This is a genomic window from Brevundimonas sp. D3-1P (assembly GCF_055809335.1).
This window is the reverse complement of the sequence record NZ_CM147908.1, coordinates 693574-720019: the sequence shown is the minus strand read 5'-3', so window position 1 is coordinate 720019 and position 26446 is coordinate 693574. Positions and strand designations below refer to the sequence as shown.

The 26446-nt window shown below is 67.9% G+C and carries 27 protein-coding genes and 3 tRNA genes; 14 read left to right on the top strand and 16 right to left on the bottom strand.

Features of this window, described 5'->3' with window-relative positions:
* Positions 1 to 71 precede the first annotated feature (71 nt).
* The 9 genes from AC0L6G_RS03670 to AC0L6G_RS03630 all read left to right on the top strand — a co-directional run bounded on the left by AC0L6G_RS03670 (position 72) and on the right by AC0L6G_RS03630 (position 7484).
* Complete coding sequence (locus AC0L6G_RS03670; protein ID WP_293825008.1) at positions 72 to 746, top strand: sugar transferase; 675 nt, start codon at positions 72 to 74, stop codon at positions 744 to 746.
* Positions 743 to 1693, top strand: a complete 951-nt coding sequence (locus AC0L6G_RS03665) for a glycosyltransferase family 2 protein (RefSeq protein WP_293825006.1) — start codon at positions 743 to 745, stop codon at positions 1691 to 1693. The genes AC0L6G_RS03670 and AC0L6G_RS03665 overlap by 4 nt, the downstream gene beginning before the upstream one ends.
* The gene (locus AC0L6G_RS03660; RefSeq protein ID WP_293825004.1) at positions 1690 to 2652 is read left to right on the top strand and encodes a glycosyltransferase family 2 protein; all 963 of its coding nucleotides are present in this window, start codon (positions 1690 to 1692) and stop codon (positions 2650 to 2652) included. The genes AC0L6G_RS03665 and AC0L6G_RS03660 overlap by 4 nt, the downstream gene beginning before the upstream one ends.
* A gap of 123 nt (positions 2653 to 2775) precedes the next feature.
* Entirely contained in the window at positions 2776 to 3531 is a 756-nt protein-coding gene (locus AC0L6G_RS03655; protein ID WP_293825002.1) for a transaldolase, read from the top strand.
* Between the two features lie 2 nt (positions 3532 to 3533).
* Positions 3534 to 4091, top strand: a complete 558-nt coding sequence (locus AC0L6G_RS03650) for a D-glycero-alpha-D-manno-heptose-1,7-bisphosphate 7-phosphatase (protein ID WP_293825000.1) — start codon at positions 3534 to 3536, stop codon at positions 4089 to 4091.
* 4 nt (positions 4092 to 4095) lie between these two features.
* Positions 4096 to 4710 (top strand): SIS domain-containing protein, encoded by a 615-nt coding sequence (locus AC0L6G_RS03645; protein WP_293824998.1) that lies wholly within the window; start codon positions 4096 to 4098, stop codon positions 4708 to 4710.
* A 10-nt stretch (positions 4711 to 4720) separates the two neighbouring features.
* On the top strand, positions 4721 to 5728 hold the full coding sequence (locus tag AC0L6G_RS03640; RefSeq protein WP_293824996.1) for a GHMP family kinase ATP-binding protein: 1008 nt from the start codon (positions 4721 to 4723) through the stop codon (positions 5726 to 5728).
* On the top strand, positions 5728 to 6786 hold the full coding sequence (locus AC0L6G_RS03635) for a GHMP family kinase ATP-binding protein (RefSeq protein ID WP_293824994.1): 1059 nt from the start codon (positions 5728 to 5730) through the stop codon (positions 6784 to 6786). Before AC0L6G_RS03640 ends, AC0L6G_RS03635 begins: the two co-directional genes overlap by 1 nt.
* Complete coding sequence (locus AC0L6G_RS03630; RefSeq protein ID WP_293824993.1) at positions 6783 to 7484, top strand: sugar phosphate nucleotidyltransferase; 702 nt, start codon at positions 6783 to 6785, stop codon at positions 7482 to 7484. The genes AC0L6G_RS03635 and AC0L6G_RS03630 overlap by 4 nt, the downstream gene beginning before the upstream one ends.
* Here AC0L6G_RS03630 and AC0L6G_RS03625 read toward each other — a convergent pair.
* From AC0L6G_RS03625 to AC0L6G_RS03570, 12 genes are all read right to left on the bottom strand, one after another.
* Positions 7481 to 10882: an error-prone DNA polymerase gene (locus tag AC0L6G_RS03625; protein WP_473252881.1), complete on the bottom strand. Its 3402-nt coding sequence runs from the start codon at positions 10880 to 10882 to the stop codon at positions 7481 to 7483. The genes AC0L6G_RS03630 and AC0L6G_RS03625 overlap by 4 nt on opposite strands.
* Positions 10879 to 12327 (bottom strand): Y-family DNA polymerase, encoded by a 1449-nt coding sequence (locus AC0L6G_RS03620; RefSeq protein ID WP_473253209.1) that lies wholly within the window; start codon positions 12325 to 12327, stop codon positions 10879 to 10881. The genes AC0L6G_RS03625 and AC0L6G_RS03620 overlap by 4 nt, the downstream gene beginning before the upstream one ends.
* 49 nt (positions 12328 to 12376) lie before the next feature.
* Complete coding sequence (locus tag AC0L6G_RS03615) at positions 12377 to 13084, bottom strand: ImuA family protein (protein ID WP_473252880.1); 708 nt, start codon at positions 13082 to 13084, stop codon at positions 12377 to 12379.
* A gap of 174 nt (positions 13085 to 13258) precedes the next feature.
* Positions 13259 to 14215 carry an oxygen-dependent tRNA uridine(34) hydroxylase TrhO gene (trhO, locus tag AC0L6G_RS03610; RefSeq protein ID WP_293824989.1) on the bottom strand — a complete coding sequence of 319 codons (957 nt, stop codon included), beginning with the start codon at positions 14213 to 14215 and terminating at the stop codon, positions 13259 to 13261.
* Positions 14216 to 14245: 30 nt separating this feature from the next.
* Positions 14246 to 14322: transfer RNA gene (locus AC0L6G_RS03605), tRNA-Arg, on the bottom strand.
* Between the two features lie 19 nt (positions 14323 to 14341).
* A complete protein-coding gene (locus tag AC0L6G_RS03600; protein WP_291537433.1) occupies positions 14342 to 14647 on the bottom strand; it encodes an ETC complex I subunit in 306 nt (101 codons plus the stop codon).
* Positions 14648 to 14723: 76 nt separating this feature from the next.
* Positions 14724 to 14800 (bottom strand) — tRNA-Pro (locus tag AC0L6G_RS03595).
* A 45-nt stretch (positions 14801 to 14845) separates the two neighbouring features.
* A complete protein-coding gene (locus AC0L6G_RS03590; RefSeq protein ID WP_293824988.1) occupies positions 14846 to 15325 on the bottom strand; it encodes a DUF192 domain-containing protein in 480 nt (159 codons plus the stop codon).
* A gap of 24 nt (positions 15326 to 15349) precedes the next feature.
* Positions 15350 to 15865, bottom strand: coding sequence for a cold-shock protein (locus tag AC0L6G_RS03585; RefSeq protein ID WP_291537499.1), 516 nt, complete (start codon positions 15863 to 15865; stop codon positions 15350 to 15352).
* Between the two features lie 248 nt (positions 15866 to 16113).
* Positions 16114 to 16188 (bottom strand) — tRNA-Glu (locus tag AC0L6G_RS03580).
* A gap of 76 nt (positions 16189 to 16264) precedes the next feature.
* Positions 16265 to 18076 (bottom strand): single-stranded-DNA-specific exonuclease RecJ, encoded by a 1812-nt coding sequence (gene recJ, locus AC0L6G_RS03575; RefSeq protein ID WP_473252879.1) that lies wholly within the window; start codon positions 18074 to 18076, stop codon positions 16265 to 16267.
* A 50-nt stretch (positions 18077 to 18126) separates the two neighbouring features.
* Positions 18127 to 18576, bottom strand: coding sequence for a hypothetical protein (locus tag AC0L6G_RS03570; protein WP_291537437.1), 450 nt, complete (start codon positions 18574 to 18576; stop codon positions 18127 to 18129).
* 84 nt (positions 18577 to 18660) lie between these two features.
* Here AC0L6G_RS03570 and phaC point away from each other — a divergent pair, with 84 nt between their 5' ends.
* Entirely contained in the window at positions 18661 to 20592 is a 1932-nt protein-coding gene (gene phaC / locus AC0L6G_RS03565) for a class I poly(R)-hydroxyalkanoic acid synthase (RefSeq protein ID WP_293824984.1), read from the top strand.
* Positions 20589 to 20966, top strand: coding sequence for a hypothetical protein (locus AC0L6G_RS03560; RefSeq protein ID WP_473252878.1), 378 nt, complete (start codon positions 20589 to 20591; stop codon positions 20964 to 20966). Before phaC ends, AC0L6G_RS03560 begins: the two co-directional genes overlap by 4 nt.
* A 34-nt stretch (positions 20967 to 21000) precedes the next feature.
* Here AC0L6G_RS03560 and argC read toward each other — a convergent pair whose 3' ends face one another.
* The 3 genes from argC to rplM form a co-directional block, all read right to left on the bottom strand.
* Positions 21001 to 21936: an N-acetyl-gamma-glutamyl-phosphate reductase gene (gene argC / locus AC0L6G_RS03555; RefSeq protein ID WP_293824982.1), complete on the bottom strand. Its 936-nt coding sequence runs from the start codon at positions 21934 to 21936 to the stop codon at positions 21001 to 21003.
* A gap of 76 nt (positions 21937 to 22012) precedes the next feature.
* Positions 22013 to 22507 (bottom strand): 30S ribosomal protein S9, encoded by a 495-nt coding sequence (gene rpsI / locus AC0L6G_RS03550; protein ID WP_293824980.1) that lies wholly within the window; start codon positions 22505 to 22507, stop codon positions 22013 to 22015.
* A 2-nt stretch (positions 22508 to 22509) separates the two neighbouring features.
* Complete coding sequence (rplM, locus tag AC0L6G_RS03545) at positions 22510 to 22986, bottom strand: 50S ribosomal protein L13 (RefSeq protein WP_054765955.1); 477 nt, start codon at positions 22984 to 22986, stop codon at positions 22510 to 22512.
* A gap of 262 nt (positions 22987 to 23248) precedes the next feature.
* On the opposite strand from rplM, the gene AC0L6G_RS03540 reads away from it, so the two are divergent.
* The gene (locus tag AC0L6G_RS03540; RefSeq protein ID WP_293824976.1) at positions 23249 to 24646 is read left to right on the top strand and encodes an alkaline phosphatase PhoX; all 1398 of its coding nucleotides are present in this window, start codon (positions 23249 to 23251) and stop codon (positions 24644 to 24646) included.
* On the opposite strand, the gene AC0L6G_RS03535 is transcribed toward AC0L6G_RS03540, so the two are convergent.
* Positions 24615 to 25715: a COX15/CtaA family protein gene (locus tag AC0L6G_RS03535; RefSeq protein WP_293824973.1), complete on the bottom strand. Its 1101-nt coding sequence runs from the start codon at positions 25713 to 25715 to the stop codon at positions 24615 to 24617. The genes AC0L6G_RS03540 and AC0L6G_RS03535 overlap by 32 nt on opposite strands.
* A gap of 135 nt (positions 25716 to 25850) precedes the next feature.
* On the opposite strand from AC0L6G_RS03535, the gene AC0L6G_RS03530 reads away from it, so the two are divergent.
* A complete protein-coding gene (locus AC0L6G_RS03530) occupies positions 25851 to 26102 on the top strand; it encodes a transglycosylase (protein WP_293824971.1) in 252 nt (83 codons plus the stop codon).
* Entirely contained in the window at positions 26102 to 26314 is a 213-nt protein-coding gene (locus tag AC0L6G_RS03525) for a DUF2842 domain-containing protein (protein WP_293824968.1), read from the top strand. The genes AC0L6G_RS03530 and AC0L6G_RS03525 overlap by 1 nt, the downstream gene beginning before the upstream one ends.
* Positions 26315 to 26446 lie beyond the last annotated feature (132 nt).

Below are 26446 nucleotides of genomic sequence, written 5' to 3'. Positions count from 1 at the left end.
GCAAACTGCAATTCGCTTGCCGCTTTCAACCGTCGCGCGCGACCTGGCGTGGTTCTTGATATAGGGGCCGCATGAGCCACGCCGCCTTGCCATTGTCGAACGAAACCCCGGCCTCGCCGCGCCTGGCGGGCGGCCGCGACGTGCGCCTTGGCCTGGCGATGAAGCGCCTGATGGATATCGCCGTTTCGGCCGTGCTGCTGGTGATGCTGGCGCCGCTGCTGCTGGCGATCGCCCTTCTGGTCAAGGCGACCTCGCCGGGCCCCGCCTTCTATGGCGTGGACTGGGTGGGACAAGGCGGCCGCCGGTTCCGGGGCTACAAGTTTCGAACGATGGTGATCGGGGCCGACCGTCAGGAAGAGGCCTTGCAATCCCGAAACGAGATGCGAGGTCCTGCTTTCAAGATGGAGAACGATCCGCGCATCACACGGCTGGGCCGCGTGCTGCGCCGCTACAGCCTGGACGAGTTCCCGCAGCTGTGGAGCGTGCTGAAAGGGGACATGAGCCTGGTGGGGCCGCGTCCGCCGCGCGCGCACGAATACGTCCGCTTCACTCCGTTCCAGATGGGCAAGATGGCGGTCAAGCCGGGCATCACCTGCCTGTGGCAGGTCGAGGGCCGCCACCGGATCAACGATTTCGATGAATGGGTGCGGCTGGATATCCACTATATCGAGACCTGGTCGCTGGGCCTCGACCTCTGGATCCTGGTCCGCACGGCCGGAGTGGTGCTGCGGGGAACCGGCGCATGAGCGCGGACATCAGCGTCGTCATCCTGAGCTATGACCGCGTCCACCTGCTGGAGCGGACGCTGCGCGGCTGCGCGACCCAGGGCGGCGACTGGGGCGCGTTCGAGGTCATCGTGGTGGACAACCATCCCGACCAGCTGGCGCGCGGCCTTGTCGAACGGCTGGCGGCCGAGACCGGCGTCGCCATGACCTATCTGGCCGATCCGCGCCGCAACATCTCCATCGTCAGGAACAAGGGCATCGCCGCCGCCCAAGGCCGCTACGTCGCCTTCATCGACGACGACGAAGAGCCGCAGCCCGGCTGGCTGGCGGCGCTGACCGCCTGCCTGGACCGCACCGGGGCTGACGCCGCCTTCGGGCCCAAGCTGCCGGAGTTCGAGGGCGGCCGCGCCCCAGACTGGGACCCCGACGGCTGGCGTTACACGCTGGACTTCAAGATGCCGGCGGACGAGCCGATCGCCATGTTCGGGCGCCTGCGCAGACGCGGCAAGGGCCTGGGCAGCGGCAACGCCGCCTTTCGCGTCTCGACCTGCCTGGACGGGCCGGAGCCGTTCAGCGTCGCCTTCGGCAACGCCAATGGCGAAGACACGCAACTGCTGTTCCGCCTGGCCATGGCGGGTCGGCGCTTCGTCTGGTGCCCCGAGGCCGTGGTGCGCGAATTCATCGAGACCAGCCGGGCCAGGCCCGATTATATGATCACCCGCATGAAGCGCGGCTCGCAGCACTATGCCGTGTGTCGGATAGACACCAGCGACAACAAGCTCCTGACCACCATCAAAGTCGGGCTGCTGGGCCTGGCGCAGACGGCGGTGCACGCCGGGCTCTATGTCGCGACCGGCGAATTCTTGGACCGGAAACACCGCTACGATCACCGGATCGGCATGGCTAAAGGCTTGGGCAAACTGACCTGGCGCGCGCCCATCGGCTTCATCGAGGAGACGGCGGCGTGAGCGAGGCGGCGCCCGATCTGACGCTGGCCATCCTGACCTATGACCGGCCCCGGGGGCTGGAGGCGACCCTGCGATCCTGCCTGGCGCAGCGGAACACGCTGGGACTGACGATGGAGATCGTCGTGGTCGACAACCATCCGGCCGGGGCGGGCGGCGAGGTGGTCGAGGCTCTGTCCCCGGCGTCGCCCTGGCCCATCCGCTATGTCTCGGACCTGGCGCGCAACATGGCGACGTTGCGCAATCGCGGCTTCATGGAGGCGCGCGGACGTTGGCTGGCGGTGATCGACGACGACGAGACGGCCGATGCCGACTGGACCGACGCCCTGGCCGGCGCCTTGAAGGCCACGGGCGCCGACATTGCCGTAGGGCCGCGTTTCGCCGTGTTCGAGGAGGGCGCCCCGCCCGCCTATGATCCCGAAGGGCGCCAGTTCGTGCGCGATCTGGGCTTGCCCGACCTGTCGGAGATCGCGCTGACCGGGCCGTCGGGTCGCCCGCGTTACGGCCTGGGCACCGGGAACTCCATCTTCGACCTGAAGCGGTGCTTTCCCGACGGGCGGTCCGCCATGCGCGAGGCGTTCGGCGATGCGGGGGGCGAGGACGCCGAGCTGTTCGTGCGCCTGCATCGCCAGGGACGCCGCATCGTCTGGGCGGCCAGGGCGCGCGTCACCGAGACGGTGTTCCGAAATCGGACGGCGATCCCCTATCGGCTGCTTCGCACCCGTCGCGAAACACAACACTATGTCTCGATCTACATCGACGGGGCGCGTCACCCGGCCCTTGCGAGGGTGGAGCTTTTCGTCAAAGGGTTAATCCAGACGGCGCTTGGCGGCGTTCTGTCGTGGCTGACGCTGGAGCATCGCTCGACCTCGCGCCTTAGGTGGAGGCTGTTGATCCAGCACGGTTTAGGCAAGCTGACATGGCGTCGCCCTGTCGGCTTCATCGACGAGGCGTCCGCTTGATGACGACGACCGGCCTTAACCCTTTGCGTTAAGGGGCCGTCGCCCCGCCCCCGCTAGTATCCGCATAACGGCACGCATCTTGGACTATGCGGGGCCGAACCGTCATCGCCGAAGGACTTTCTCATGCTGACCCAGGTCGACCGACCCATCGTCTCGAAGGCGGCGCCGAAGCCGCCGATCGGGGGCCTGAAGCTTTATGGGGACGGCGCCAGCCTGGCCGACTTCTCGCGCCTTCACGCGCAGGGGATGGTGACGGGATTCACCACCAATCCGACGCTGATGTTCAAGGCGGGGATCGCCGACTATGCCGATTTCGCGCGCCAGCTGATCGCCCTGATCCCCGACATGCCGCTGTCGTTCGAGGTCTTCTCGGACGATTTCGCGGAGATGGAGCGTCAGGCGCGCCTGATCGCCGCCTGGGGCGACAATGTCTATGTGAAGATACCGATCACCAACACCCAGGGCCAGTCCAGCCTGCCGATGGCCCGCGCGCTGGCGGCGGACGGGGTGAAGCTGAACATCACCGCCATGCTGACGCTGGAGCAGGTGGCCGAAGCGGTCGACATCCTGGCCGACGACACGCCCGCCATCCTGTCGGTCTTCGCGGGCCGGATCGCGGACACCGGCGTCGACCCCGTGCCGGTCATGCGGGCCGCGGTCGCCATGGCGGCGCGCAAGCCCCAGGCCGAGGTTCTGTGGGCCTCGACGCGCGAGGTGCTGAACGTTTTTCAGGCGGCCGAATGCGGGTGCCACATCATCACCGCCACCCCCGACATCCTGAAGAAGCTGGACATGGCGGGCAAGGATCTGACCGATCTTTCGCTGGAGACCGTGGCCATGTTCCGCGCAGATGCGGTGGCGGCGGGTTTCAAGCTGTAATCATGGCTGGACGGCCCGCCATCTTCCTGGACCGCGACGGCGTGCTGAACGACGTCGTCTGGCGCGACGGCAAGCCGGCCTCGCCGCGAACCGTTGGCGAACTTCGGATCGCGGAAGGGGCCGCGCAGACCGTACAGGCGTTGCGGACGGCCGGCTATCTGACCTTTGTCGTGACCAATCAGCCCGACGTCCGGCGCGGGAAAATGACTGGCGAGGCGCTGGACGCCATTCACGCCGCCCTGGTCCAGGCTGTGCCGGTCGATGCGGTGCAGGCCTGCCTGCACGACGATGCCGACCAGTGTAGTTGCCGCAAGCCAAAGGCCGGGATGCTGCTGGACCTGGCCGCGCGCTGGAATGTCGATCTGTCGCAAAGCTGGATGGTCGGCGACATGGATCGCGACATCGTCTGCGGACGCGCAGCCGGGGTGCGGACCGTGCTTCTGGATCGTCCCTACAACGGCCGGTCCGGCGCCGACGTGATCGCCGCCGACCTGAGTCAGGCGACCGCCCTTATTCTTCAAACCACGCCGGCCGCGCCGGCGCCCGTACTTCAGGACTGAATTCATGTTCGTCGATCATTTCTTCGCCGCCGCCGAAAAGGCCATGGCCGCCATCGACCGCCAGGCCGTCGAAGCCATGGCCCAGCGCCTGGCCGAGGTGCGCGAGCGCGGCGGACGTCTGTTCCTGATCGGCGTCGGGGGCAGCGCGGGCCACGCCAGCCACGCCACCAACGACTTCCGCAAGATCTGCGGTTTCGAGGCCTATTGTCCGACCGACAACGTTTCGGAACTGACCGCCCGCATCAATGACGAGGGCTGGGAAGGCACGCTGTCGACCTGGCTGGAGACCAGCCGGCTGAAGGCCGAGGACGGTCTGTTGGTCTTCTCGGTCGGCGGCGGCAGCGTCGAACCGCCCGTCAGCGTCAACATCGTGCGCGCCATCCAACTGGCCAAGGCGCGCGGCGCCATGGTCACGGGAATCGTCGGTCGCGACGGCGGCTATACGGCCCAGGCCGCCGACGCCTGCGTGATCGTGCCGACCGTCGATCCGCAACTGATCACGCCCCTGGTCGAGGGGCTGGCCGCCGTGGTCTGGCACCTGCTGGTCTCCCACCCTGCTCTGGCGCTGCACAAGGGACACTGGGAACAGATCGCGCCCGTCGCCGCTTCGGCCGCCTGAGCCGCAGCCCATGATCACCACCCGCACCCCGCTGCGCGTCACTCTGGGCGGCGGCGGCACCGACCTGGAAAGCTATTACCGCAACGACGGGGGCTTCATCTTCGCCATGGCGCTGGACAAATACATCCGCGTCGTCGCGCACCGCCCCGCCTTCGACGACCGTGTCGTCGTCTATGGGCCGCAGCCCGAGGTGTCGCCGCGCGCGACCGAGGTTCAGCATGAACTGGTCCGCGCGGCCCTGATGGCCCACGGCTTCGACGACCGGCTGGAGACCGCGTCCCTGGCCGATATCGCGGGCGGGACGGGCCTGGGGTCGTCGTCCAGCTTCCTGGTCGGCTTCCTGAACGCCCTGCATGGAATGAAGGGAGACACGCCATCGCCCCAGGCCCTAGCCGAGGAGGCGTGCGACCTGGAAATCCGCGTCCTGAACAAGGGCATCGGCAAGCAAGACCAATATATGGCGTCCTTCGGCGGCCTGACGACCCTGGACATCGCGCCGGATGGCCGAGTGGCGGTCAATCGGGTCGATCTGGACGCGGAGGTCGAGGCGGCCTTCATCGAACACACCCACATCTACTACACCGGCCTGCGCCGGGACGCCGCCTTGGTTCTGGCGGATCAGAACGCCGCCATGCTGTCCGAGGCCGCCCCGCGCCGCGAGACGGTCAGCGACAGCCTGGGCTTCATCAAGGATCTGGGCTACCGTATCCGCGACGCCTGGGTCTCCGGCGATCTGGACGGCTGGGGCCGGATGCTGGACGAGCACTGGGCCCAGAAAAAGAGGCTGTCGGGCAAGATCAGCTGGTCGGCCGTCGACGATCTCTACGACCATGTGAAGCGCGACCTGGGCGTGACCGGCGGCAAGGTGATCGGCGCCGGGGGCGGGGGGTTCCTGATGCTGTTCCAGCCCGGCGACGGCGTCGCGCTGGAGGCCTATATGGCCAGCCAGAACATGCCGCGCCTGCGATACGGCGTCGATCGCGCCGGCTCCCGTCAAATGGTGGAAACGCCCCGGTGATGGTGCGGGCGGGCCAGGTCCCGAACTGGGGCGTGCGCGCGCGCGCGCCGCTGCGGCTGGGCCTGGCCGGCGGCGGCACGGATCTGTCGCCCTATTGCGATCAGTTCGGCGGGGCCGTGCTGAACGCCACCATCGACCGCTTCGCCTTCGCTCACATCGACGCCCATCCCGAGGGACGGTTGGCCTTTCGCGCGCGCGACATCGGGGTCGAGGAGGTGATGGACCCGGTTCTGCCGCCGACTCATGGGGGCGAACTGGCGCTGCACCGCGCCGTCTACCGCCATGTCGCGGAGCAATGGCTGGACGGGGCGACGCCGGCGCTGACGGTGTCCACCACCTCCGATGCGCCGGCCGGCTCCGGTCTGGGATCGTCTTCGGCCCTGGTGGTGGCCCTGGTCGAGGCGTTCCGGGTGGCGCTGGACCTGCCGCTTGGCCCCTATGACGTGGCCCGCCTGGCCTATCGGGTCGAGCGGGTGGAGCTGGGATTGGCCGGCGGGCGTCAAGACCAGTATGCGGCGGCGTTCGGCGGCGTGAACTTTATCGAGTTTCTGGCCGAGGAGCGGGTGGTGGTGAACCCGTTGCGGGTGCGCCGCGCCTATCTGAACGAGTTGGAATCGTCGCTGGTGGTCTGTTTCACCGGCCAGTCGCGGCGCTCCGAAACCATCATCAATGCGCAGGTGAGGGGGCTGACCGAACTGGACGCCTCGGTGCTGGACGGCATGCACCGGCTGAAGCAGGACGCCATGGCGATGAAGGAGGCCGTTCTGGAAGGCGACATCCGCCGCGTGGCGCGGGTGCTGATGCGTTCGTGGGAGGCCAAGAAGATGACGGCGGCCGGCATCGCCACGCCAAAGGTCGATGCGCTGTTCGACCTGGCCCTGGGCGAGGGAGCCTGGGGCGGCAAGGTGTCAGGCGCGGGCGGCGGCGGCTTTCTGATGTTCTGCACCGATCCAGAGAACCGCTATCGCCTGACCGCCGCCTTGAACGAGGCGGGCGGGGCCGCCAGCGCGGTGAAATTCACTTTGGACGGGGCCGAAGCCTGGAGCGTGCCGCGATGAGCGCCGGCCAAGCGGTGTTTCTGGTCGGCGGCCGCGGCTCGCGCCTCGGCGAACTGACGGCCGAGACGCCCAAGCCTCTGCTGCCCGTGGCGGGGCGGCCCTTCATCGAGCATCTGCTGGACAAGGCGGTGCGCGAGGGTTTCGACGACCTGATTCTGTCGGCCGGTTATCGCCACGAGGCGTTGGAGGGCTATGTCGGCCGTTGGCGCGGCGCGGCGCTGCGGCTGTCCGTCGAGCCGGAACCCCTGGATACGGCCGGCGCCGTGGCCCACGCGCTGCCCCTGCTGGACGATCAGTTTCTTCTGGTTAACGGCGACACCTGGTTCGATTTCGACTGGCGCGGTCTGGGTCTGTCCGAAGGACTTTCCGGCATGGTCGCGGCGCGCGAGGTTTCGCCTGCCGATCGCTACGAAACGCTCGACGTCGAAGGCGGCCGCGTCGTCGCCATCCGGCCGCGCGCCGCGCTGGTCTCGGGCGTCATCAACGGGGGCGTCTATCGGTTCAGGCGCGATGTCTTCGCCGGCGTCCACGGCCGCGTCTCGCTGGAAAAGGACACCCTGCCGCGCCTGTGCGCCAGGGGCGTGCTCGGCGCCGAAATCAAGGACGGCGACTTCGTCGACATCGGTTTGCCGCACAGCCTGGCGGCGGCCGAGCAGGTGGCGGGCTTGGCCAGGCCATCTCAGCCATGGGTTCGCTAATGGAAGTCGCGCGATCCGGGCAGGATGCGCGCATCGCGCGGATGGCGATGGGGCGGCAGACGCGGAAGCTGCGGATTCGCCACGACGTCGGCGCGGGCCAACTGCACCTGGGTTTCATGCTCCTCTGACAGACGCGACAGTTCGTCCGAGCGGTCGATGACGTGGCGGACGACGAGATGGACCACGTTCTCGGGACTTTTCTCGACCACGCCTTCGACCTGCATCAGGCGGGCGGCCATGACCTCTCGACGGAACTGCTCGAACAGGCGCGCCCACAGGACGACATTGACGACGCCGGTCTCGTCTTCCAGCGTGACGAAGATGGCGTTGCCCTTGCCTGGCCGCTGGCGGACCAGGACGACGCCCGCGACCCGCACCAGGGAGCCGCCGCCACGGGCCTCGGCCTCGGCGCAGCTCAGCACGTTTTCGGCGGCGAAGACCGGGCGCAGCAACTGCATCGGATGGGCCTTCAGCGACAGGCGCGTGGTCTGGTAGTCGGCGGCGACGTGTTCGCCCAGCGGCATCGGCGGCAGGCGGGCGTCCGGCTCGGCGCCCAGTTCGCGGGCCCCGTGCTGAAGCGCCTCGGCGGCGGCGAACAGGGGCAGGGGATCGTCATCGGGCAGGCGACGGACCGCCCACAACGCCTCGCGCCGGTCCAGGCCCAGGGACCGGAAGGCGTCGGCGTCGGCCAGCTTCCGCATCGCCGCGCCGGGCAGGGCGGCTCGCCGGGCCAGGGTCTCGGGATCGGTGAAGGGACCCTCGGCGCGGGCGGCCGACAAGGCGCGGCTCCAGTCTTCCTTGAACCCGTCGATCTGACGCAGGCCCAGCCGCAGGATCGGCGTCTCCTCGGGCCCCTCCAGGGTGTTGTCCCAGTCGCTGTGCGAGACGTCGATGGGGCAGACCTCGACCCCGCCGATCTCCTGCACTTCCCGCACGATCTGGGCCGGGGCGTAAAAGCCCATCGGCTGGCTGTTCAGCAGGGCGCAGGCGAAGGCGGCCGGATGGCGCTTCTTCAGATAGGCGGAGATGTAGACCAGCTTGGCGAAGGACACGGCGTGGCTCTCGGGAAAGCCGTAGGAGCCGAAACCCTTTATCTGTTCGAAGCAGCGCCGCGCGAAGTCGGGATCATAGCCGCGCGCGATCATGTTGGAGACCATCAGCCCCTCGTATTTCATCAGATCGCCGTCGCCCTTGAAGGTGCCCATGGCCCTGCGAAGGCCGTTGGCCTGTTCGGGGGTGAAGCGCGCGGCGACCATGGCGATCTTCATCGCCTGCTCCTGAAACAGGGGCACGCCCAGGGTCTTACTGACGATGGCCTCCAATTCGTCCTGGGGATGGTCGGAACCGGGGCGGGGATAGTTCACCTCTTCCGCGCCGCTGCGCCGCCGCAGATAGGGATGCACCATGTCGCCCTGGATCGGGCCGGGACGGACGATCGCGACCTGGATGGCCAGGTCGTAGAAATTCCTGGGCTTCAGGCGCGGCAGCATGTTGATCTGGGCGCGGCTCTCGACCTGGAAGACGCCGATGGAGTGACCCTTCTGGAGCATGGCGTAGACATCGGGCTGCGCGTCCGGGACGGTGTGAAGCAGATAGGTCCGCTTCTGGTGCGCCTGGATCAGGTCGAAGGCCTTCCTGATGCAGGTCAGCATGCCCAAGGCTAGAATATCGACCTTCATCAGCCGAAGCGCGTCGATGTCGTCCTTGTCCCATTCGATGAAGGTGCGGTCCGGCATGGCGGCGTTGCCGATGGGGACCAGCTCGTCCAGCCGGTCCTGGGTCAGGACGAAGCCGCCGACGTGCTGGGACAGGTGCCGGGGAAAGCCCAGCAGGCGCGAGGCCATGGCGACGGCGCGGCCGACCATCGGATTGGCGGCGTCTAACCCGGCCTGCTCGACGTGCCGATCGCCGATCTCGGTCCCCCAACTGCCCCAGTGGCTGGAGGCCAGACGGGCGGTGATGTCCTCGGTCAGGCCCAGCGCCTTGCCCACGTCGCGGATGGCGCTGCGTGGGCGATAGCGGATGACGGTGGCGGCGATGCCGGCGCGATGACGGCCGTATTTCTCGTAGAGATACTGGATGATCTCCTCGCGCCGCTCGTGCTCGAAATCGACGTCGATGTCGGGCGGCTCGCCCCGACTCGCGGACAGGAACCGCTCGAACAGCAGGTCGTGCTTGGCCGGATCGACCGAGGTGACGCCGAGCACATAGCAGACGGCGGAATTGGCCGCCGAGCCGCGGCCCTGGCACAGGATGCCGCGGGTGTTGGCCTCCTGGACGATGTCATGGATGGTCAGGAAATAGGGGGCGTAATCGACGTGCCTGATGAAATCCAACTCCTTGCGAAGGGTCGCTCGGACGCTGTCGGGAACGCCTTCGGGATAGTAGACGTCGGCGTTGCGCCACGTCAGGTGCTCCAGCCATTCTTGAGAGGTCTTGCCGGGCGGCGTCGGCTCCTGCGGATAGTTGTAGGTCAGGTCCTCGAGGTCGAACATCACCCGCGACAGGAAGGCGGTCGTCTCCGTCACGGCCTCGGGCGCGTCCTTGAACAGGCGCGTCATTTCGCCGGCGGGCTTCAGCCAGCGTTCGCCGTTGGCCTCCAGCCGGCGCCCGGCCGCCTCGATGGTCACGCCTTCGCGGATGCAGGTCAGGACATCCTGCAGATCGCGCTCGCCCGACAGGTGGTAGAGGACGTCGTTGACGGCCAGCAGGGGGACGCGGACCCGCGCCGCCAGGGTCTTCAGCCGCGCCAGCCGTCGCCGGTCGTCGCCGCGCCTGAGCATGGAGGCCGCCAGCCACACCGCCCCCGGCGCCGCCTCGGCCACGCGCGCCAGTCTGTCGTCCAGCCCCGCCAGCCGATCCGGCGGCATGACGATCAGCAGCAGGTCCGTCGGATCGGCCAACAGGTCGGCAAGGCCGATCTCGCATTCGCCCTTCTTGGCCCGGCGATTGCCCAGGGTCAGCAGGCGCGTCAGCCGGCCCCAGCCGGCCCGCGTCTCGGGATAGGCCAGGATGTCCGGCGTCCCGTCGTTGAAGGCCAGGCGCGCGCCGACGATCAGGCGGAAATCGGCCGCCCGGCGCCGGATCGCCTCGGCGACGGCTAGATCGTTCAGCGGATCGTCGACGAAGGCGACCTCGCCCGGACTGCCGCCGTCGCGCAGCTTTTCCGGCGGGGCCAAGCCGTCGCGGCGCAGGTCGTTCAGTGCGCTCCAGGCCCGCACCACCCCGGCGACGGTGTTGCGGTCGGCCAGCCCCATTCCGGCATGGCCGCGCAGCAGGGCGGTCAGGACCAGCGCCTTGGGATGCGACGCGCCGCGCAGGAAGGAGAAGTTGCTGGTCACGGCCAGTTCGGCGTAGTCCCCCTGAGGGTTTAGAAGCCGTGGGTCCAGCGGGCTCATGCGAACAGGCCGTGGATGAACCAGCGCGGCTCGTCCGTCTCGCCGTACAGACCCTGGCGGAACAGCCAGAAGCGGCGGCCCGTGCGATCCTCGACGCGATAATAGTCGCGGGTGCGCTGGTCAGGCGCGCGCCACCATTCGCCGCCGATCCGTTCGGGGCCTTCGGAACGGACCACCTCGTGCAGCACCCGGCGCCAGCGAAAGCGCATCGGCGAGCCGTCGGGAACCTCGGCCATCGTCTCGACCGGCTGGGGTGGATGGAACATCTGCAATGGGCGCAGGGGAGGGGCGTCGGGATCGGGCGCGGGCCAGTCTTCGGGCCTGTCTTCGGCCCAGTCTTCGGCCCTGTCGCTTTCAGGCTTGGCGGCCCCGGCGGGAACCAGCCGCTGGGCGCGTTCGGGGATGTGGGACTCCTGGGGGGCGAACCTCAGCACCGCTTCCGGCCCCAGCCGCGCGGTCAGCCGGTCGATCAGGCGGCCGAAATCCTCCTCGTTCGGCCGGTCGCCGTGCGGGCCGCCCACCAGGCCACCTTGGACGGGCGCCAGGGCCTCGGCCGCCGTCACCGCCATCCGCATCTGGTCGAAGCCGAAACCGGGATCCAAAGGATGAGCCAGGGCCGCCAACCGTTCGCGGAACAGGCGCAGGACGACGCCTGCGTCGCGTGTCGGCCGCCCCGCGCGCACGACGATCCGCCGCACCTTCCCATCCACGCGATAGAAGCCGGCCTCGAAGGCGCGGGCGCCCTGGCCGACCTGGTCCAGCCGGTCGGCGGTCTCGGCTAGCAGGTCCGACAGGACGCGCTCGACATCCTCGGGTGCAGACAGAGGCTCCAAGAAGACGCGATCGACGACGATGAGCGGCGGCGGCCGGTGCGGGGTGATGCGCACGTCCTCGTCGCCCAGCACCCGCGCCAAGCGCGCGGAAAAGTCGGCGCCGAAACGGGCGGCCAGGGGTGCGCGGGGCCGGTCGTCCAGATCGGCCAGCCGTTTCAGTCCCGCACGGCGCAGGGCCTGTTCGGCCTTTAGCGGCAGTTCCAGCGCGGCGACCGGAAGGCGGCGCGCGGCGGCGCGGTCCTGTCCTGGCGCGAACCGGCCGCCAGGGCCGAAACGGGCCAGGGCGCGGGCGCATTGCGGCGTCCCGGCCAAGGCGAGGCGGATTTGCAGCCCCGCGTCCGCAGCCCGCGCCTGAACCCGGCGCATCAGCCCCGTCTCGCCGCCGAACAGATGGGCGCAGCCGGTCACGTCCAGCATCAGGCCGTGCGGCGGATCCGGCGCGATCATGGGGGTGAAACGGCCGAAATCCTCCAGCGCGGCCGTCAGCAGGGCGTCGTCGCGTATCGGCCTGTGGACGACGGTGCGCAGGGTCGGCGTCCGGGCCTGGGCGTCGGCCAGGGTCATGCCAGGCGTCAGCCCCAGCCGCCGCGCCGCCGGATCGACAGCCGCCAGCCGCAGCGCCCCGCCGATCTTCTCGACCAGGGCGACGGGCGGCCCGTCTTCAGGCGCGGCGTCTGAAAGCGTCGTCCGACGCCCCAGCGCCTCTCGCGCCAGCCGGTCGCTGGGCAGCCAGGGAAACCACGCCGCCAGATAGCGGCGCGGCCTCTGCGTTCCGATCGACGAACATGCGTCGCTCACAATCCCACTCCATGATCCAGGTTCGGGGCGCGACCCCGCCGCGATGACGCAGCAGGGTCGTGGAAAAGGCGGGCCGGCCGGGCGCGTCGCCCTCCAGCGGGGTCGAGGCGACAGCCTGCACGGACCAGCGGGTCTCGGCCGCGCTGGGCGCCGGTTCAGCCCCGGCCCGCGCCAGGAAAACGGCCCCTCCGCCCGCCTGGGCGGCCAGCAGCAGTCGGCGGCTGGCGGTCAGGCTCATGGCCTTGGCCTCGCCCCAGGCGCTCAACACCACGGCCCCCACGGACGGGCTTCGCAAGGCGTCTTCGCCTGCCGCCAGCAGCGCTCGGACATCGCGCGCGCGCACCAGCAACAGATTCAAAGGCCGCAATCCCATCTCGCTCAAGCCCGGCGCATAGGGCCGTCCCGCTTCCTGCGACATCGCCTCATGCACCGCCCAGACAACAGGCCGCCCCCGCGCCGCTTCCACAGCCAGCCCCAGGCCGAAGGCATTGACCGCCACCGCGTCGCCAGGGGCGGCGGCGTAGAGATCGTGCAAGCCCTGCGCGGCGAACAATGCTCTAATGTTCTCCATTTGTTCTATATGCCGCCAGGCGCCCCCGTAGAGTCAAGCCAGGGGCGATGCGAACTGCGAATTGAATCGTTACCAAAGGGGATGCGGCCGAGCAGGCGTCGCCCGGGAGCGTACTATTGTTTATAGCCTAAGATATATTATGCGAAATCTAGACATATGATTTTCAGCAGCCCGCTAGGTCTTGGCTGCAATCCCGATGTGGATCTTTCCGCGCCGACGGGCGATCTCCATCTGGCGATGGCGCTCGGTATAGCGGGCGCGTTGTTCTTCGTCGCGGGCGTCGTGGCAGCGCGCGCAACAGACGCCTTCGACATAATGCGGCGAGGCTCGGCCGGCCTCGTCAACCGGCAGGCGGCAGCCGCGGCACAGGGTGTGCGACCCTGGGCGCAGGCCGTGGCCGACCGACACTCGTTCGTCGAAAACGAAGCATTCTCCGCGCCAAAGGCTGTCTTTTTCATCCACTGTTTCAAGATATCGAAGGATGCCGCCTTCCAGATGGTGAACGTTTTCGATCCCTTCGGCCTTGAGGAAGGCGGTGGATTTCTCGCAGCGGATTCCGCCGGTGCAATACATGGCGACCCGGCGCGCGCCCGTTTCGGCCAGCAGGGCGCGGCCTTCGCTGCGGAACCAGTCGGGGAAGTCGCGGAAGCTTTCGGTGTTGGGCTGTACCGCCCGCTCGAAGGCGCCGATCTCGCCCTCATAGGCGTTGCGCGTGTCGATCACCAAGGTCTCGGGGTCGGCGATCAGGGCGTTCCAGTCAACGGGCGAGACATAGAGGCCGGCGTCGTGCGCGGCGTCCAGGCCCGGCTGGCCCATTGTGACGATCTCGGCCTTCACCCGCACCTTCATGCGGTGAAATGGCGGGGCGTCGGTCCAGGCGTATTTCAACTCCAGGGTCTGGAAACCCGGCATGGCGCAGATGACGCTCAGCACCGCCTCGATGCTGTCGGCCGAACCGGCGATCGTGCCGTTGATTCCCTCCGGCGCGACAAGCAAGGTGCCCCTCACCTGCCCGGCGTCGCAGGCGTCTTGCAGCGTCTGGCGCACCGCCGGAGGATCGGCCACTGGGGCGAACCGATACAGCGCCGCCACGCGGACAGGTGGATCGGCCGGGATGTGAAGGTCGGTCATTGAGCGGACCCTTGCGCGCCGCGCCGGGATTGGCGCGCCCTGCAGGACTCGAACCTGCAACATCCCGCTTAGAAGGCGGGTGCTCTATCCGGTTGAGCTAAGGGCGCTTCTGGCCGGACGCGGGCGTCAGTGCGTCCAGGGTTGCTTGCGATTGGTGGCGAAGTTGTCGGCATAGGCCTTGATGATCATCGGCGGATCGTTCGGCTCATGCAGGCGGAAGGCGATGCCGTGCCGTTCGGCGTATTCGACGGCCTCTTCCTTCGAATCGAAGTTCAGGCGGACCTGGCCGTTCATGTCGGTCGAGCTGGTCCAGCCCATCAGCGGGTCGATGGTGCGCGCCGAGGCCGGTTCGAACTCCAGCCGCCAGTCGCGGCTCTTGGCCTTGCCCGACTGCATCGCGGTCTTGGCCGGGCGGTAGATGCGAGCGAGCATGGGCGGGTCCTCAACAAAGGCGGGCTTTCGCCCCTGCCATAACGCGCGCCGGATGCGGAATCCAGCGGCCTTCCGTTGGTCGGGGCGAGAGGATTCGAACCTCCGACCCTCTGGTCCCAAACCAGATGCGCTACCAGGCTGCGCTACACCCCGGACCGAACGGAGCGCCCTATTGGCACTTCGCGCGGCAAACCGCAATCAAGGCTTGAAATAAGGATGCAAAACCTTGTCGCCAGGCCGGGCGTTGATCTCGGCCGCGCGACCCGCGCGCAGTTCCAGCACGCCGTTGGCCGCGCCGTTCGAGGGGATCGGCGCCTCGGAAAAAGGCGTCGCGTGCGAGGTGATGGAGACGATGCGCCCATGCGGGTCGATATAGAGGATGTCCAGCGAACTGGGCGTGTTGCGCATCCAGAAGCTCTGTTCGCGCGGCGCTTCGCCGGGCCATTGGAAGAGCATGCCGCGATCCGCCTCCAGCGGCGGGCGGAACATCAGGCCGCGCTGGCGCTCATGGTCGTCGTCGGCGATTTCGACCCAGAACGGATGCTCGCCCGTGGTCGTGACGATCGCCAGCCGTTGCAGCGGCTCGCCGTTCGGCCCGACCGGCGCCTTGGCCGCGCAGCCGGCGGCGGCCAGCATCAGCATGGCCGCAAGAAACAGTCGTCTGGTCGCGTCGATCATGCGCCTCTCCTGGGCGCCTCGGTGTCAGCCGCCCGTCCTGATGTCCGCGACCACCAGTCCCTTAGGACCATTGGCGAATCGCACCCGCACCATGTCGCCGGGAACCAGATCATCCAGGCCGCAGCGACGCAGCGTCTCGATATGGACGAAGATATCGCCTGGCTCGCGATCGCGCACGACGAATCCGTAGCCCTTGGTGCGATTGAACCATTTGACCAGGGCGGTCTCCAGTTCGTCGTCCGACGCGCTGGGAGGGGTCGGCGGCGGGGACGCGCGGCGAACCGCAGGCGTCGCCTCGCCCTCGCCCAGCGCATGGATCGCGACCGTCTGCCAGCCCTTGGGACGTTTGACGCAATCGCAGGTGATCGGCGCGCCTTCGTCCGCCGCGTCTCGACCCAGATCGCGGAGGCTGCTGATATGGAGCAGCACGTCGCGCATCTCCGTCAACGTCGGATCGTCGGGAACGATGAACCCATAGCCCTTCACCGCATCGAACCATTTTACGCGGCCGATGACGCGAACGGTCTGCGCCGTCTCCATCTCGCTGTAGTCAGACAACTTAAGACCCCCGTCCGCGCCTCCAGCGGACCAGGCCTATATTTAACACTGTTCCGCGAAAGTTTGGAAAGCGGAAAGTGCACGCGAGAAGCGAAGATTACCGTTTTGGGACAATGACCCCGACTGCATAAGCCATGACCGAAGGCGTCAAGAACGCCCAGTCACCAAATATCGAAAACGGAAATCAAACGCGGATCAGAGTTGCTAACTCGATGATCGGCCTGCCCGCGTGGCAGTCCCTAGGGGAGTCGAACCCCTCTTTTCAGGTTGAAAACCTGACGTCCTAACCGATAGACGAAGGGACCGCTGCGCGGGAGAGCCGGCGATATAGCCGCGCCCTCGGAACGGCGCAAGCTTGGATTTTCAGTTTTTTGGACGGCCTCAGACCATCCGGGGATCGGACACGTCCTCGATCTCGAATTGCACGCCCTTGCGTCCATTCCAGTCGTCGGCCTTCAGCCGCCCGACCACGCTCAAGCCCCCCTGCCCCGACAGCAGCGCCTGTCCCGCAGGCAGGTCGGCGCAGCGCCAGGCGATGGCCCGCACCGCCGCGCCGTCCGGCCCGACCAGACGGCAGCGGACATGGCCGCCGTTCATCGCCACGGGTTCGCGCGCCTGAACGCCGCTGAGAGCGAAAGCGGGTTCGGGGTTGGCGGGGCCGAAGGGCGCCAGTCGTTCGAACGATTCGAGCAGAGCCCGCGTCGCCGCAGCGGGGTCGATCAGGGCGTCGATCTCCAGCGCATCCAGGGCGATGGCCTGGATGCGTTCGCCGGCCAACCAGTCGTTGAGGAAGGCGCTCAGTTCGGCCAGCCTAGAGCCGTCCATCGTCAAGCCGGCGGCCATGGCGTGGCCGCCGCCGGCGATCAGCACGCCCGCCTCCCACGCCGCCTGGATCGCGCGCCCCAGGTTCATGCCCGGCTGGGACCGGCCCGAACCCTTGCCGACACCCGTGACCGGGTCCAGGCCGATAACGACGACCGGTTTGCGCCACCGCTCCCTCAGACGGCCGGCGACAATGCCCACGACGCCGGGGTGCCAGTCGTCGCCCGCCACCACGATCACGGCGCTGTCGTCAACGTGGGCGCCGGCCGCCTCGACCCGACGCACGGCCGCCTCTGTCACCGCCCGCTCCACCTCGCGCCGCGACAGGTTCAGGGCGTCCAACTCCATGGCCAGGGCCTGCGCGTCCGCCGGGTCGTCGGTCGACAACAGGCGTGCGCCGAGGTCCGAGCGGCCGATCCGGCCGCCTGCATTGATTCGCGGCCCCAGTATGAAGCCGGCGTGATTGCTCTTGGCCGGTCCGGGCTCGGCGCCGGCGGCCGCCAGAAGCGCGCGAAGTCCCGGATTGCACCAGTCGCTCATGACCTTCAGCCCCAGCGCCGTCAGCGCCCGGTTGAAGCCGGTCAGCCCCGTGACGTCGCAGATGGCCCCCAAGGCAGCCAGGTCCAGCCATTGGCGGATGTCGGGTTCGGGCCGTTCGGCGAACAGGCCGCGCCGCCGCGCCTCCCGGTTCAGCGCGGCCAGCAGAACGAAGACGACGCCGGCCGCCGCCAGATTGCCTTGGCCCGAGTTGCATCCCGGCCGGTTGGGGTTGACGACCGCAAGCGCCTTGGGCGGCTCGCTGCGCATCATATGGTGGTCGATCACCACGACGTTCAGGGCGATCGCGGCGGCGTGGGCCAGGGCCTCGTTCGCCGCGGCGCCGCAATCGACCGTGATCACCAGATCCGCGCCCGCGGCCTTCAGGGTGTCGAAGGCCTTGGCGCTGGGGCCGTATCCCTCGTTCAAGCGGTCGGGCACATAGAGAGGCAGGTCATGGCCCATGGCGCGGAACCAGCGCACCAGCAAGGCTGCGCTGGCCGCGCCGTCCACATCATAGTCGGCGAAGACATGGATGCGGGCCTTGGCCTGCAAAGCGTCCAGGATCGCCTCGGCCGCGGCGTCCATGTCCATGAAACTGGACGGATCGGGAAACAGGGCGCGCAGGGTGGGCGTCAGGAAGTCCGCGCCCTGATCCGCCGGCACCCCGCGCGCGGCCAGGGCGCGCGCCAGCACCTCGTCCAGGCCCAGGGCCTGCATGTGGGCGCGCACCACGGCCGCGTCGGCCGGCCGCTGTCGCCAGGCGCGGCCCGACAGGGATCGGGAGACGCCGAGAAAGGCGGTCAGGGTCTTTGCGGCGCTGTCGTCTGCCATCGGGGCATCATCGGCAGATTCCGCCGTCAAGGCGACCGCCTGAGCGACCTTCATCGCGCCGGGCGGCGATCAATCGGCGGGGGCGCCTTGGCCCGGTCGCGCAGGCTCTGGGCGAAGGCCTCGATCTCGGCCTGGGTGCGGGCGGCGGCGGGCGAAACCGGCGCAGCCTCGACCTTGGCGGCGATCTGCGCGGCCAGGGTCTCGGCGTCGTCCAGGGTCCACGCGATCCCGGCGATCTCGCCGTTCAAGGCGGCGCGGTCGGTCTGAAGCCGCTGGGCGTTACCAGCCACCTGACGCACGTCCGGCAGGCCGGTCGGCGCGGCGGGGAAATCCTCCCAGCGCGGATAGCGGCGGTTGGCCTCGACCAGTTCCTGCACCCGCGGCGCCAGCGGGGACGCAACGTCGGTCTTGGCGGCCAGGCCGCTGGAGCAAGCGCCGAGCGCCGCCGTGGCCGCGACCGCGGCGACCAGGATCATCTTTTTCGAGAGCGGCGCGTTCATTTCCCGGTCGGTCTTATGCCATCATGGCCCAGCGCGGAAGGGCGGATGAACCGGCCTCTGGCGCAGGAAGCGCGAAGGACGATCATGGCCGAGCCTCCCCCGCCCCCGAAAGCCCCCGCGCGCGGAGCGCGAAAGGCCGGCCGGCCGACCTCCGTCAAGCCGCGCCAGACCAAGACCAAGCCCCGGATCGCCGCCGAGTCCTCCCCGCCGCCGCCCGCCGAGGCGCCCCAGTCCGGCCGCCCCGGCGCGGATCAGGCCGCCTTGATCGAGACCCTGTCGATCAACCTGGCCAAGGCGGCGATGACGGCCCAGGGGGCGATGGCCGAGGCCGCGCTGAGCCAGGCGACGCGAAGCGCGGATGGCGCGGCGGCGTCTCCCGACCCGTTCAATGTCGCGCCAGCCCTGGCCTCGGTCATGACCAGCCTGGCGTCCCGGCCCGAAAAGCTGTTTCAGGCCCAGGCCGATCTGTTCGGCCGCTATATGGACCTGTGGAGCAGCACGGCCCGTCAGGCGGCGGGCGAGACGCCCGATCCGCCGCCGGTCGACAAGCGGTTCAAGGATCCGGCCTGGGCCGAAAACCCGATGTTCGACCTGATGCGACGGTCCTATCTGCTGACCTCGGACTGGATGAACGGGCTGATCGCGGGGGTCGAGGACGTCGATCCTGCGGTGAAACGCAGGGCCCAGTTCTTCACTCGCCTGCTGACCGACGCTTTTTCACCCGCCAACTTCCTGGCGTCCAATCCGGTGGCCCTGAAGGCTCTGGCCGAAACCAGCGGGGAATCGCTGGTCAAGGGGATGCGGAATTTCGCCGCCGATCTGGAACGCGGCGGCGGATCGCTGCGCATCAGCCAGGCCGATTACGGCAAATTCGTCGTTGGCGAGAACGTGGCGACCGCGCCGGGCCAGGTGATCTGGCGCGACGAACTGTTCGAACTGATCCAATACGCCCCGGCTGGCGAAACGCAGCACGAGATTCCGCTGCTGATCTTCCCGCCGTGGATCAACAAATTCTACATCATGGACCTTCAGCCGGGGAACTCGCTGATCCGCTGGCTGTCGGCGCAGGGGTTCACCGTCTTCGTCTGCTCGTGGATCAACCCGGATCGCGACAAGGCCGGCTTCGGCTTCGACGACTATCTGGAGAAGGGCGTCTATCGCGCTGTCGAGAAGACGCTGGAACAGGCCGGGACGGAACGCCTGAACGCCGTTGGCTATTGCATCGGCGGCACCTTGCTGGGGGCCGCCCTGGCCCATATGGCGGCGAAGGGGGACACGCGGATCGCCGCCGCGACCTTCTTCGCCGCCCAGCACGATTTCGCGGAAGCCGGCGACCTGCTGCTGTTCACCGACGAACACTGGATCGCGGAGATCGAGCGCCAGATGGACGCGGCGGGCGGCGTCCTGCCCGGCGCGGCGATGGCCGAGACCTTCAACGCCCTGCGCTCGAACGACCTGATCTGGTCCTTCTTCGTCAGCAACTATCTGTTGGGCAAGGCCCCGCCGGCCTTCGACCTGCTGTTCTGGAACGCCGACCAGACGCGGATGCCCAAGGCTCTGCACCTGGCCTATCTGCGCCGGATGTATGGCGAAAACGCCCTGGCCAAGGGGACGTTCGAGATCGGAGGCGTGACGGCCGACCTGTCGAAGGTGACGATCCCGCTCTATTTCCAGGCCAGCCGAGAGGATCATATCGCGCCGATGAACTCGGTCTATCGCTCGGCGCGTCTGTTCGGCGGGGACGTGACCTACACCCTGGCCGGTTCGGGCCATATCGCCGGAGTGATCAACCCGCCGGCGGCCGGGAAGTACCAACACTGGACCAACCCCGCCCTGCCCGCTGCCCTGGCCGAATGGCAGGCTGGCGCGACCGAGCACCCGGGCAGTTGGTGGGACCACTGGGCGGCGTGGCTGAATGACCGGTCAGGCGGACAAGTCCCCGCTCGCGATCCGGCCAAGGGACCGCTAAAGCCCATCGAGCCGGCCCCCGGCAGCTATGTGAAAGTGAAGTCTTGAACCGTCTCGAACCGAACGCCCTTCTGGCCCTCAGCACCGGGGTCGCCCTGGCCCTCCTGGTCATGACCGCCAGCGTCTTCGGCGAGCCGGGCAATACGGTGAAATACGTCGTCTCGGCGGTGATCTGCGCCGGCGCCTTCGTGCTGCTGAACGGGCGCATGGCGCGTATGATGAAGAGGCCGGCGGTCCAGCCCATGATCCACGCCGACGCGCCAGGCACGGCCGTATGGGCGGGGCTTTTTCCGCTTATGGTGATCGCCATGGCCTGTGCGCCGGTTTTCTTCGCCGGCCATGACTATGGGCTGCTGGTGATCGTCGCCGCCGTCATTTTCGGCCTGACCATCGATTCGGCCACCCGGGCGCGCCGCGCCTAGCGGCGACGCAATCCCGTCGGGCGCGGTCGTCGCCTCAGATCAGGCCGGTGGCCTCGTCCAGACCCAGCATGATGTTCAGGTTCTGCACCGCCGCGCCCGACGCCCCCTTGCCCAGGTTGTCCAGCAGGGCGACCAACCGGGCCTGTTCGCCGTTCCGATCGCCAAAGACGTGCAGGCGCAGGCGGTTGGTGCCGTTCAACCCCTCGGGTTCGACGCCGGTCATGGCCTCGGTCTCCTCCAGGTCCGCGACCTCGACGAAACGTTGGCCGTCATAGGCCTCGACCAGGGCGCCGTGCAGCCGTTCGACCGAAGGCGTCTCCGGCAGGGCCGCCAGATGCAGAGGAACCTCGACCAGCATTCCTTGGCGATAGTTCCCGACCGCTGGGGCGAACAGGACGTCGCGGCCCAGCCCGGAGTGTTTGGTCATCTCCGGCACATGCTTGTGCTTCAGCGACAGGCCATAGGCGCGATAGGCGGTCGCGGCGCCTGGCGCCTCGAATTCGGCGATCATGGCCTTGCCGCCGCCGGAATAGCCCGACACTGCATTGACAGCGACTGGATAGCTGGCGGGAACCAGCCCCGCCTTCACCAGTGGGCGCATCAGGCCGATGAAGCCGGTCGGATAGCAGCCGGGGTTGGAGACGAATTGCGACCGCGCGATCAGCTCGCGCTGGGCCGCGTCCATTTCGGGAAAGCCGTAAGCCCAGCCCGGCGCGACGCGATAGGCGGTCGAGGCGTCGATCACCTTCACGGCGGGGTTTTCGATCATGGCCACGGCTTCGCGCGCCGCATCGTCGGGCAGGCACAGGATGACCGCGTCGGCGCCATTCAGGGCCTCACGCCGCGCATCCACATCGCGACGACGCTCACCCAGCAAGACCAGTTCCATATCCGGGCGCGCCTCCAGACGCTCGCGGATCTCCAGCCCCGTGGTGCCGGCCTCGCCGTCGATGAAGATGGTGTGGGTCATCGCCCGCCTCGTTAAAAAGAAAAAGGGCGCTCCGGGTCTCCCCGAAGCGCCCAAGATCCAAACCGCGTGAACGCGATCAGCGCTTCGAGAACTGGAAGCTGCGGCGAGCCTTGGCGCGGCCGTACTTCTTGCGCTCGACGACGCGGCTGTCGCGGGTCAGGAAGCCGTGCGGCTTCAGGACCTTGCGCAGTTCCGGCTCGAAGTGCGTCAGGGCGTGCGACAGGCCGTGGCGGATGGCGCCGGCCTGGCCCGACAGGCCCGAACCTTCGACGGTGCAGATCACGTCATACTGGGTGGCGCGGTCGGCGACGTTCAGCGGCTGGGCCACCATCATCTGCAGCACCGGACGGGCGAAATAGGCGGCCACGTCCTTGCCGTTCACGGTGATCTTGCCGGCGCCGGGCTTCACCCACACGCGGGCGATGGCGTTCTTGCGCTTGCCGGTCGAATAGGCGCGGCCCTGGGCGTCCAGCTTCTGGACATAGACGGGCGCGTCGTTCTCGGCCGAGGCCGACATGCCCTTCAGGGCGTCAAAGCCGGTCGCGGTTTCGGTGTTGGTCACGTCGGTCATGCTCAGACGCTCCGGGTGTTCTTGGGCGACGCCGACTTGAAGTCGATCGTTTCCGGTTGCTGGGCTTCGTGGTCGTGCTGGCTGCCGGCGAACAGGCGCAGGTGCGTCATCTGCTTGCGGGCCAGGGGGCTTTCCTTGGGCAGCATGCGCTCGACAGCCTTTTCAAGGACGCGCTCGGGGAAGCGGCCGCCCAGGACCTTTTCCGGGGTCGTCGACTTGACGCCGCCGGGGTGGCCGGTGTGGCGATAGTAGATCTTGTCGGTGTTCTTCTTGCCGGTGAACACCACCTTGTCGACGTTGGTGACGACGACATAGTCGCCGCAATCGACGTGCGGGGTGTAGTCGCCGCGGTGCTTGCCGCGCAGACGGTTGGCGATGAAGGTCGCGAGACGGCCCACCACGACGCCTTCGGCGTCGATGTGAATCCACTTCTTCTCGACCTCGGCCGGCTTCAACGAAGCCGTAGTGCTCTTCAGCATGAGGGGGTTCCTGGAGACGAAAATCGGGTTCGGCCCCTGCAGGAACCGAATGAAGGCGCGCTGATACCGGAGACAATCGGTCGCGTCAACGGGGGAAAATTGCGATGAACGACATCAAATCACTGATTATACGGGATATTCTGGATACGGTATTAAAATACCTTGTCATGCGGCGATTGCGGGCGTTACGAAATAACAGATTTCGTCATCAAACCATGACGTTTCCCCGCCATCCGAAGCGGAAAGCCTTTCGGAGAATCCCATGCATCTTCATCGTCGCGGCCTGATCGCCTCCAGCGCCGCCCTCGCCTTCTCCGGCCTCGCCCGCAGCGTCCAGGCGGCCGACGAGACCTATCTCAACGAGGTCGAGGGCTATGGCCCGCTAAAACGCGACGCCAACGGCCTGTTGGACCTGCCGGACGGCTTTTCCTACCGCATCGTGTCTCAGGGCGGCGAGACCATGGCCGACGGCCTGCTGGTTCCCGGTCAGTTCGACGGCATGGGCTGTTTCGGCCTGGGCGGAACTCGCATCGCCCTGGTGCGCAACCATGAACTGAAGGGCTCGTCTGCCGCGCACCGGAATTGGGGACCGGGCGGTTATAACCAGCAGCGGATAGGACTGGTGGATGCCGCGCGCGCCTATGACACCTATAAGGACGGCCGGCCTCTGCCCGGCGGCACGACGACGGTCGTCTATGATCTGTCGACCGGCAGGACAGAGCGCCAGCACCTCAGCCTGGCGGGCACCAGCACCAACTGCTGCGGCGGCCCTACGCCATGGGGATCGTGGCTGAGCTGCGAGGAGACGGAGGAAACGCCGGCCGACGCCGATGTGACCAAGCCGCATGGCTATGTCTTCGAAGTGCCTGCGCGCGCCCAAGGTCTGGTCGATCCCGTTCCTCTGACCGCCATGGGCCGCTTCGACCATGAGGCTGTGTGCGTCGATCCGCGCACCGGCGTCATCTATCTGACCGAGGATCGACAAGACGGCCTGTTCTATCGCTTCATTCCCGAAGCGCCGGGCGAACTGGCCAAGGGCGGACGGCTCCAGGCCATGGTCGTCCGGGACCGCAAGAGTGCGAACACCTCCAATCACGATGCGCGGCTTTGGTCGGTCGGCGACTGGCTGGATGTCGACTGGATCGACTTGGCCGAGGTCGAAAGCCCCAAGGCCGACCTGCGCCAGCGCGGTCATGCGGACGGCGCCGCCCTGGTGGCGCGGGGCGAAGGCGTCTGGTGGGGGGACGGCGAGCTCTATCTAACCGCCACCTCGGGCGGCCCGATCCAGCGGGGTCAGATACTGCGCTATGTCCCCTCTCCCGACGAAGGCCGGCCGGGCGAGACGCGCCGTCCCGGCCGCGTTCAACTGTTCGTCGAAAGCACCAATGAAAAGACGCTGAACATGGGCGACAACATCACCGTCGCGCCCTGGGGGCATCTGATCGTGTGCGAGGACAACTATTCCGCCGAGGTCAGGAATCACCTGAAGGGCGTGACGCCCGAGGGCAAGATCTACACCTTGGGCCGCAACGTCTTTCAGGGAAACTCGGAATTCGCCGGCGCCGTCTTCTCGCCCGACGGCTCGACCCTGTTCGTCAACATCCAGTATCCGGGAATGACCCTGGCCGTCACCGGCCCATGGCGCGCGGGCCTGACATGAAGATGCGAGGCTGGGCGCGCAGAACGACCCACAGGTTCGCCGTCGCCACGGCCAGGACGACGGCGGCCCCGCCCTGGTGCAGCACGCCCAGCCAGACCGGCACGGCGTGCATCAGGGTGACGATCCCCAGAACAGCCTGGGCCCAGATCACGCCAGCCAGGGCGAAGGCGCCCAGGCCCATGCCCTCGGCCGCGCGCCAGCGCCAGGCCTGGAAGGCGTAGATGCTGACCGCGATCAGCAGGCCGTAGGCGACCAGCCTGTGATTGAACTGGGTCAGGGCCTGGTCGTGCAAAAAGGCCCCCGCTCCCAGGCTCCAGTCGGCCGGCGGCAGGACTTGGCCGTTCATCAGCGGCCAGTCGGTATAGACCAGACCCGCATGGCCGCCCGCGACCAGGGCGCCCAGCAGGCATTGAACGAACACCATGCCCAGCAACAGGCCCGCGCCCCGCGCCCAGCCGGCGGGCGGGCGGCCGTGATCCTCGCCGTTCCACGCCTCCAGCCCCGTCCAGATCAGGGCGGCGAACAGCACGAAGGCAAGGCCCAGGTGCGTGGCCAGCCGTTCGGGCGCGACGCTGACCCGCTCCGACAGGCCGCTGGACACCATCCACCAGCCGACCAGACCCTGAAGCCCGCCCAGCGCCAGCAGCACCACGCAACGCCAGATCAGGCGATCCGGCATGGCCCATTGGCGGAAGATCGAGCGCGGCGGCGCGACGCGGCAGAGCAGGAAGAAGGCCAGCGGCAGGGCGAAGATCGCCCCGACCAGCCGCCCGACCAGGCGGTGCAGCCATTCCCACCAGAAGATGCCCTGGAACTCGCCCAGGCTCATGCTGGCGTTGACCTGAGCGTATTGAGGGATCTGTTTGTATTTCTCGAACGCCTCGTTCCACTGGGCGTCGTTCAGCGGGGGTATCGCGCCCATGATGGGCTTCCACTCCGTGATCGACAGGCCCGATCCGGTCAGGCGCGTGACGCCGCCGATCACGACCATCAGAAAGACGATGGCCGCCGTGGCGAACAGCCACACGGCGACCATGCGATTGCGATCTGGATTTCCGAAACGGTTCATTCGACGCCCGACGCTGACCCGGATATGCTGTCGCGCTCGACCATGACCAAATCGCGACCGTGGCGGTATGCCCCGCTCTCGACGGAAGATCGAGTCGGATTGAGTTAACGGCGCTGACGCCGCAGGAGATCAGGGTTGCAATACGCCGATATCGCCGCCGCCATCGCGGGCGGACTGCTTCTGGCCTGGATCGCGGACTTGGTGACGGGACGTCGCGGCTTCGGCGGGACCTCGTTGGTGTCGGGCGTCGGCCTGGCTTGCGGCTGGTTCCTGGCGGTGCGGATCTTCGCGGTCGGCGCCATGGACAGCTGGGTCTGGGTTCCCTGGGCCTTGGCGGGATCGGCCCTGTGCCTGGGCGCCTTCTTCCTGTTCAGGAACAAGCGCTGATGCCGCCCCGCGGGCGTCGATTCGTCGCCGCGATCGGCGTTCTGGCCTTCCTGGCCTTCTGGGTCTGGGGACTGATCGCGTTGCGGGCGATGTTGCCCCCTTCCGCCTGGATCGACTTCGCCTTTTTTGGCCTCGGCGGCGCCGCCTGGGGCCTGCCTCTTATTCCGCTGCTGAAATGGGCCGAGGGGGGCCGAGACCGAAAAAGGCGATGAGGTCGCCCGTCAGGACCACCCCGCCACGATAGTTCTGTGGACCGACCGTTTATTGATTCAGGGCAGCTGCGATAGCTTCGTGGCGTTGTTCTTCGGCGGCGTTGGAATTAAAACGCGTTCCGCGCACCTTGG

Coding starts and splice junctions, on each gene's coding strand:
- AC0L6G_RS03670 (WP_293825008.1), top strand. CDS start 72: ATGAGCCACGCCGCCTTGCCATTGTCGAACGAAACCCCGGCCTCGCCG.
- AC0L6G_RS03665 (WP_293825006.1), top strand. CDS start 743: ATGAGCGCGGACATCAGCGTCGTCATCCTGAGCTATGACCGCGTCCAC.
- AC0L6G_RS03655 (WP_293825002.1), top strand. CDS start 2,776: ATGCTGACCCAGGTCGACCGACCCATCGTCTCGAAGGCGGCGCCGAAG.
- AC0L6G_RS03650 (WP_293825000.1), top strand. CDS start 3,534: ATGGCTGGACGGCCCGCCATCTTCCTGGACCGCGACGGCGTGCTGAAC.
- AC0L6G_RS03645 (WP_293824998.1), top strand. CDS start 4,096: ATGTTCGTCGATCATTTCTTCGCCGCCGCCGAAAAGGCCATGGCCGCC.
- AC0L6G_RS03640 (WP_293824996.1), top strand. CDS start 4,721: ATGATCACCACCCGCACCCCGCTGCGCGTCACTCTGGGCGGCGGCGGC.
- AC0L6G_RS03635 (WP_293824994.1), top strand. CDS start 5,728: ATGGTGCGGGCGGGCCAGGTCCCGAACTGGGGCGTGCGCGCGCGCGCG.
- AC0L6G_RS03630 (WP_293824993.1), top strand. CDS start 6,783: ATGAGCGCCGGCCAAGCGGTGTTTCTGGTCGGCGGCCGCGGCTCGCGC.
- AC0L6G_RS03625 (WP_473252881.1), bottom strand. CDS start 10,882: ATGAGCCCGCTGGACCCACGGCTTCTAAACCCTCAGGGGGACTACGCC.
- AC0L6G_RS03615 (WP_473252880.1), bottom strand. CDS start 13,084: ATGGAGAACATTAGAGCATTGTTCGCCGCGCAGGGCTTGCACGATCTC.
- trhO (WP_293824989.1), bottom strand. CDS start 14,215: ATGACCGACCTTCACATCCCGGCCGATCCACCTGTCCGCGTGGCGGCG.
- AC0L6G_RS03600 (WP_291537433.1), bottom strand. CDS start 14,647: ATGCTCGCTCGCATCTACCGCCCGGCCAAGACCGCGATGCAGTCGGGC.
- AC0L6G_RS03590 (WP_293824988.1), bottom strand. CDS start 15,325: ATGATCGACGCGACCAGACGACTGTTTCTTGCGGCCATGCTGATGCTG.
- AC0L6G_RS03585 (WP_291537499.1), bottom strand. CDS start 15,865: ATGGAGACGGCGCAGACCGTTCGCGTCATCGGCCGCGTAAAATGGTTC.
- recJ (WP_473252879.1), bottom strand. CDS start 18,076: ATGGCAGACGACAGCGCCGCAAAGACCCTGACCGCCTTTCTCGGCGTC.
- AC0L6G_RS03570 (WP_291537437.1), bottom strand. CDS start 18,576: ATGAACGCGCCGCTCTCGAAAAAGATGATCCTGGTCGCCGCGGTCGCG.
- phaC (WP_293824984.1), top strand. CDS start 18,661: ATGGCCGAGCCTCCCCCGCCCCCGAAAGCCCCCGCGCGCGGAGCGCGA.
- argC (WP_293824982.1), bottom strand. CDS start 21,936: ATGACCCACACCATCTTCATCGACGGCGAGGCCGGCACCACGGGGCTG.
- rpsI (WP_293824980.1), bottom strand. CDS start 22,507: ATGACCGACGTGACCAACACCGAAACCGCGACCGGCTTTGACGCCCTG.
- rplM (WP_054765955.1), bottom strand. CDS start 22,986: ATGCTGAAGAGCACTACGGCTTCGTTGAAGCCGGCCGAGGTCGAGAAG.
- AC0L6G_RS03540 (WP_293824976.1), top strand. CDS start 23,249: ATGCATCTTCATCGTCGCGGCCTGATCGCCTCCAGCGCCGCCCTCGCC.
- AC0L6G_RS03535 (WP_293824973.1), bottom strand. CDS start 25,715: ATGAACCGTTTCGGAAATCCAGATCGCAATCGCATGGTCGCCGTGTGG.
- AC0L6G_RS03525 (WP_293824968.1), top strand. CDS start 26,102: ATGCCGCCCCGCGGGCGTCGATTCGTCGCCGCGATCGGCGTTCTGGCC.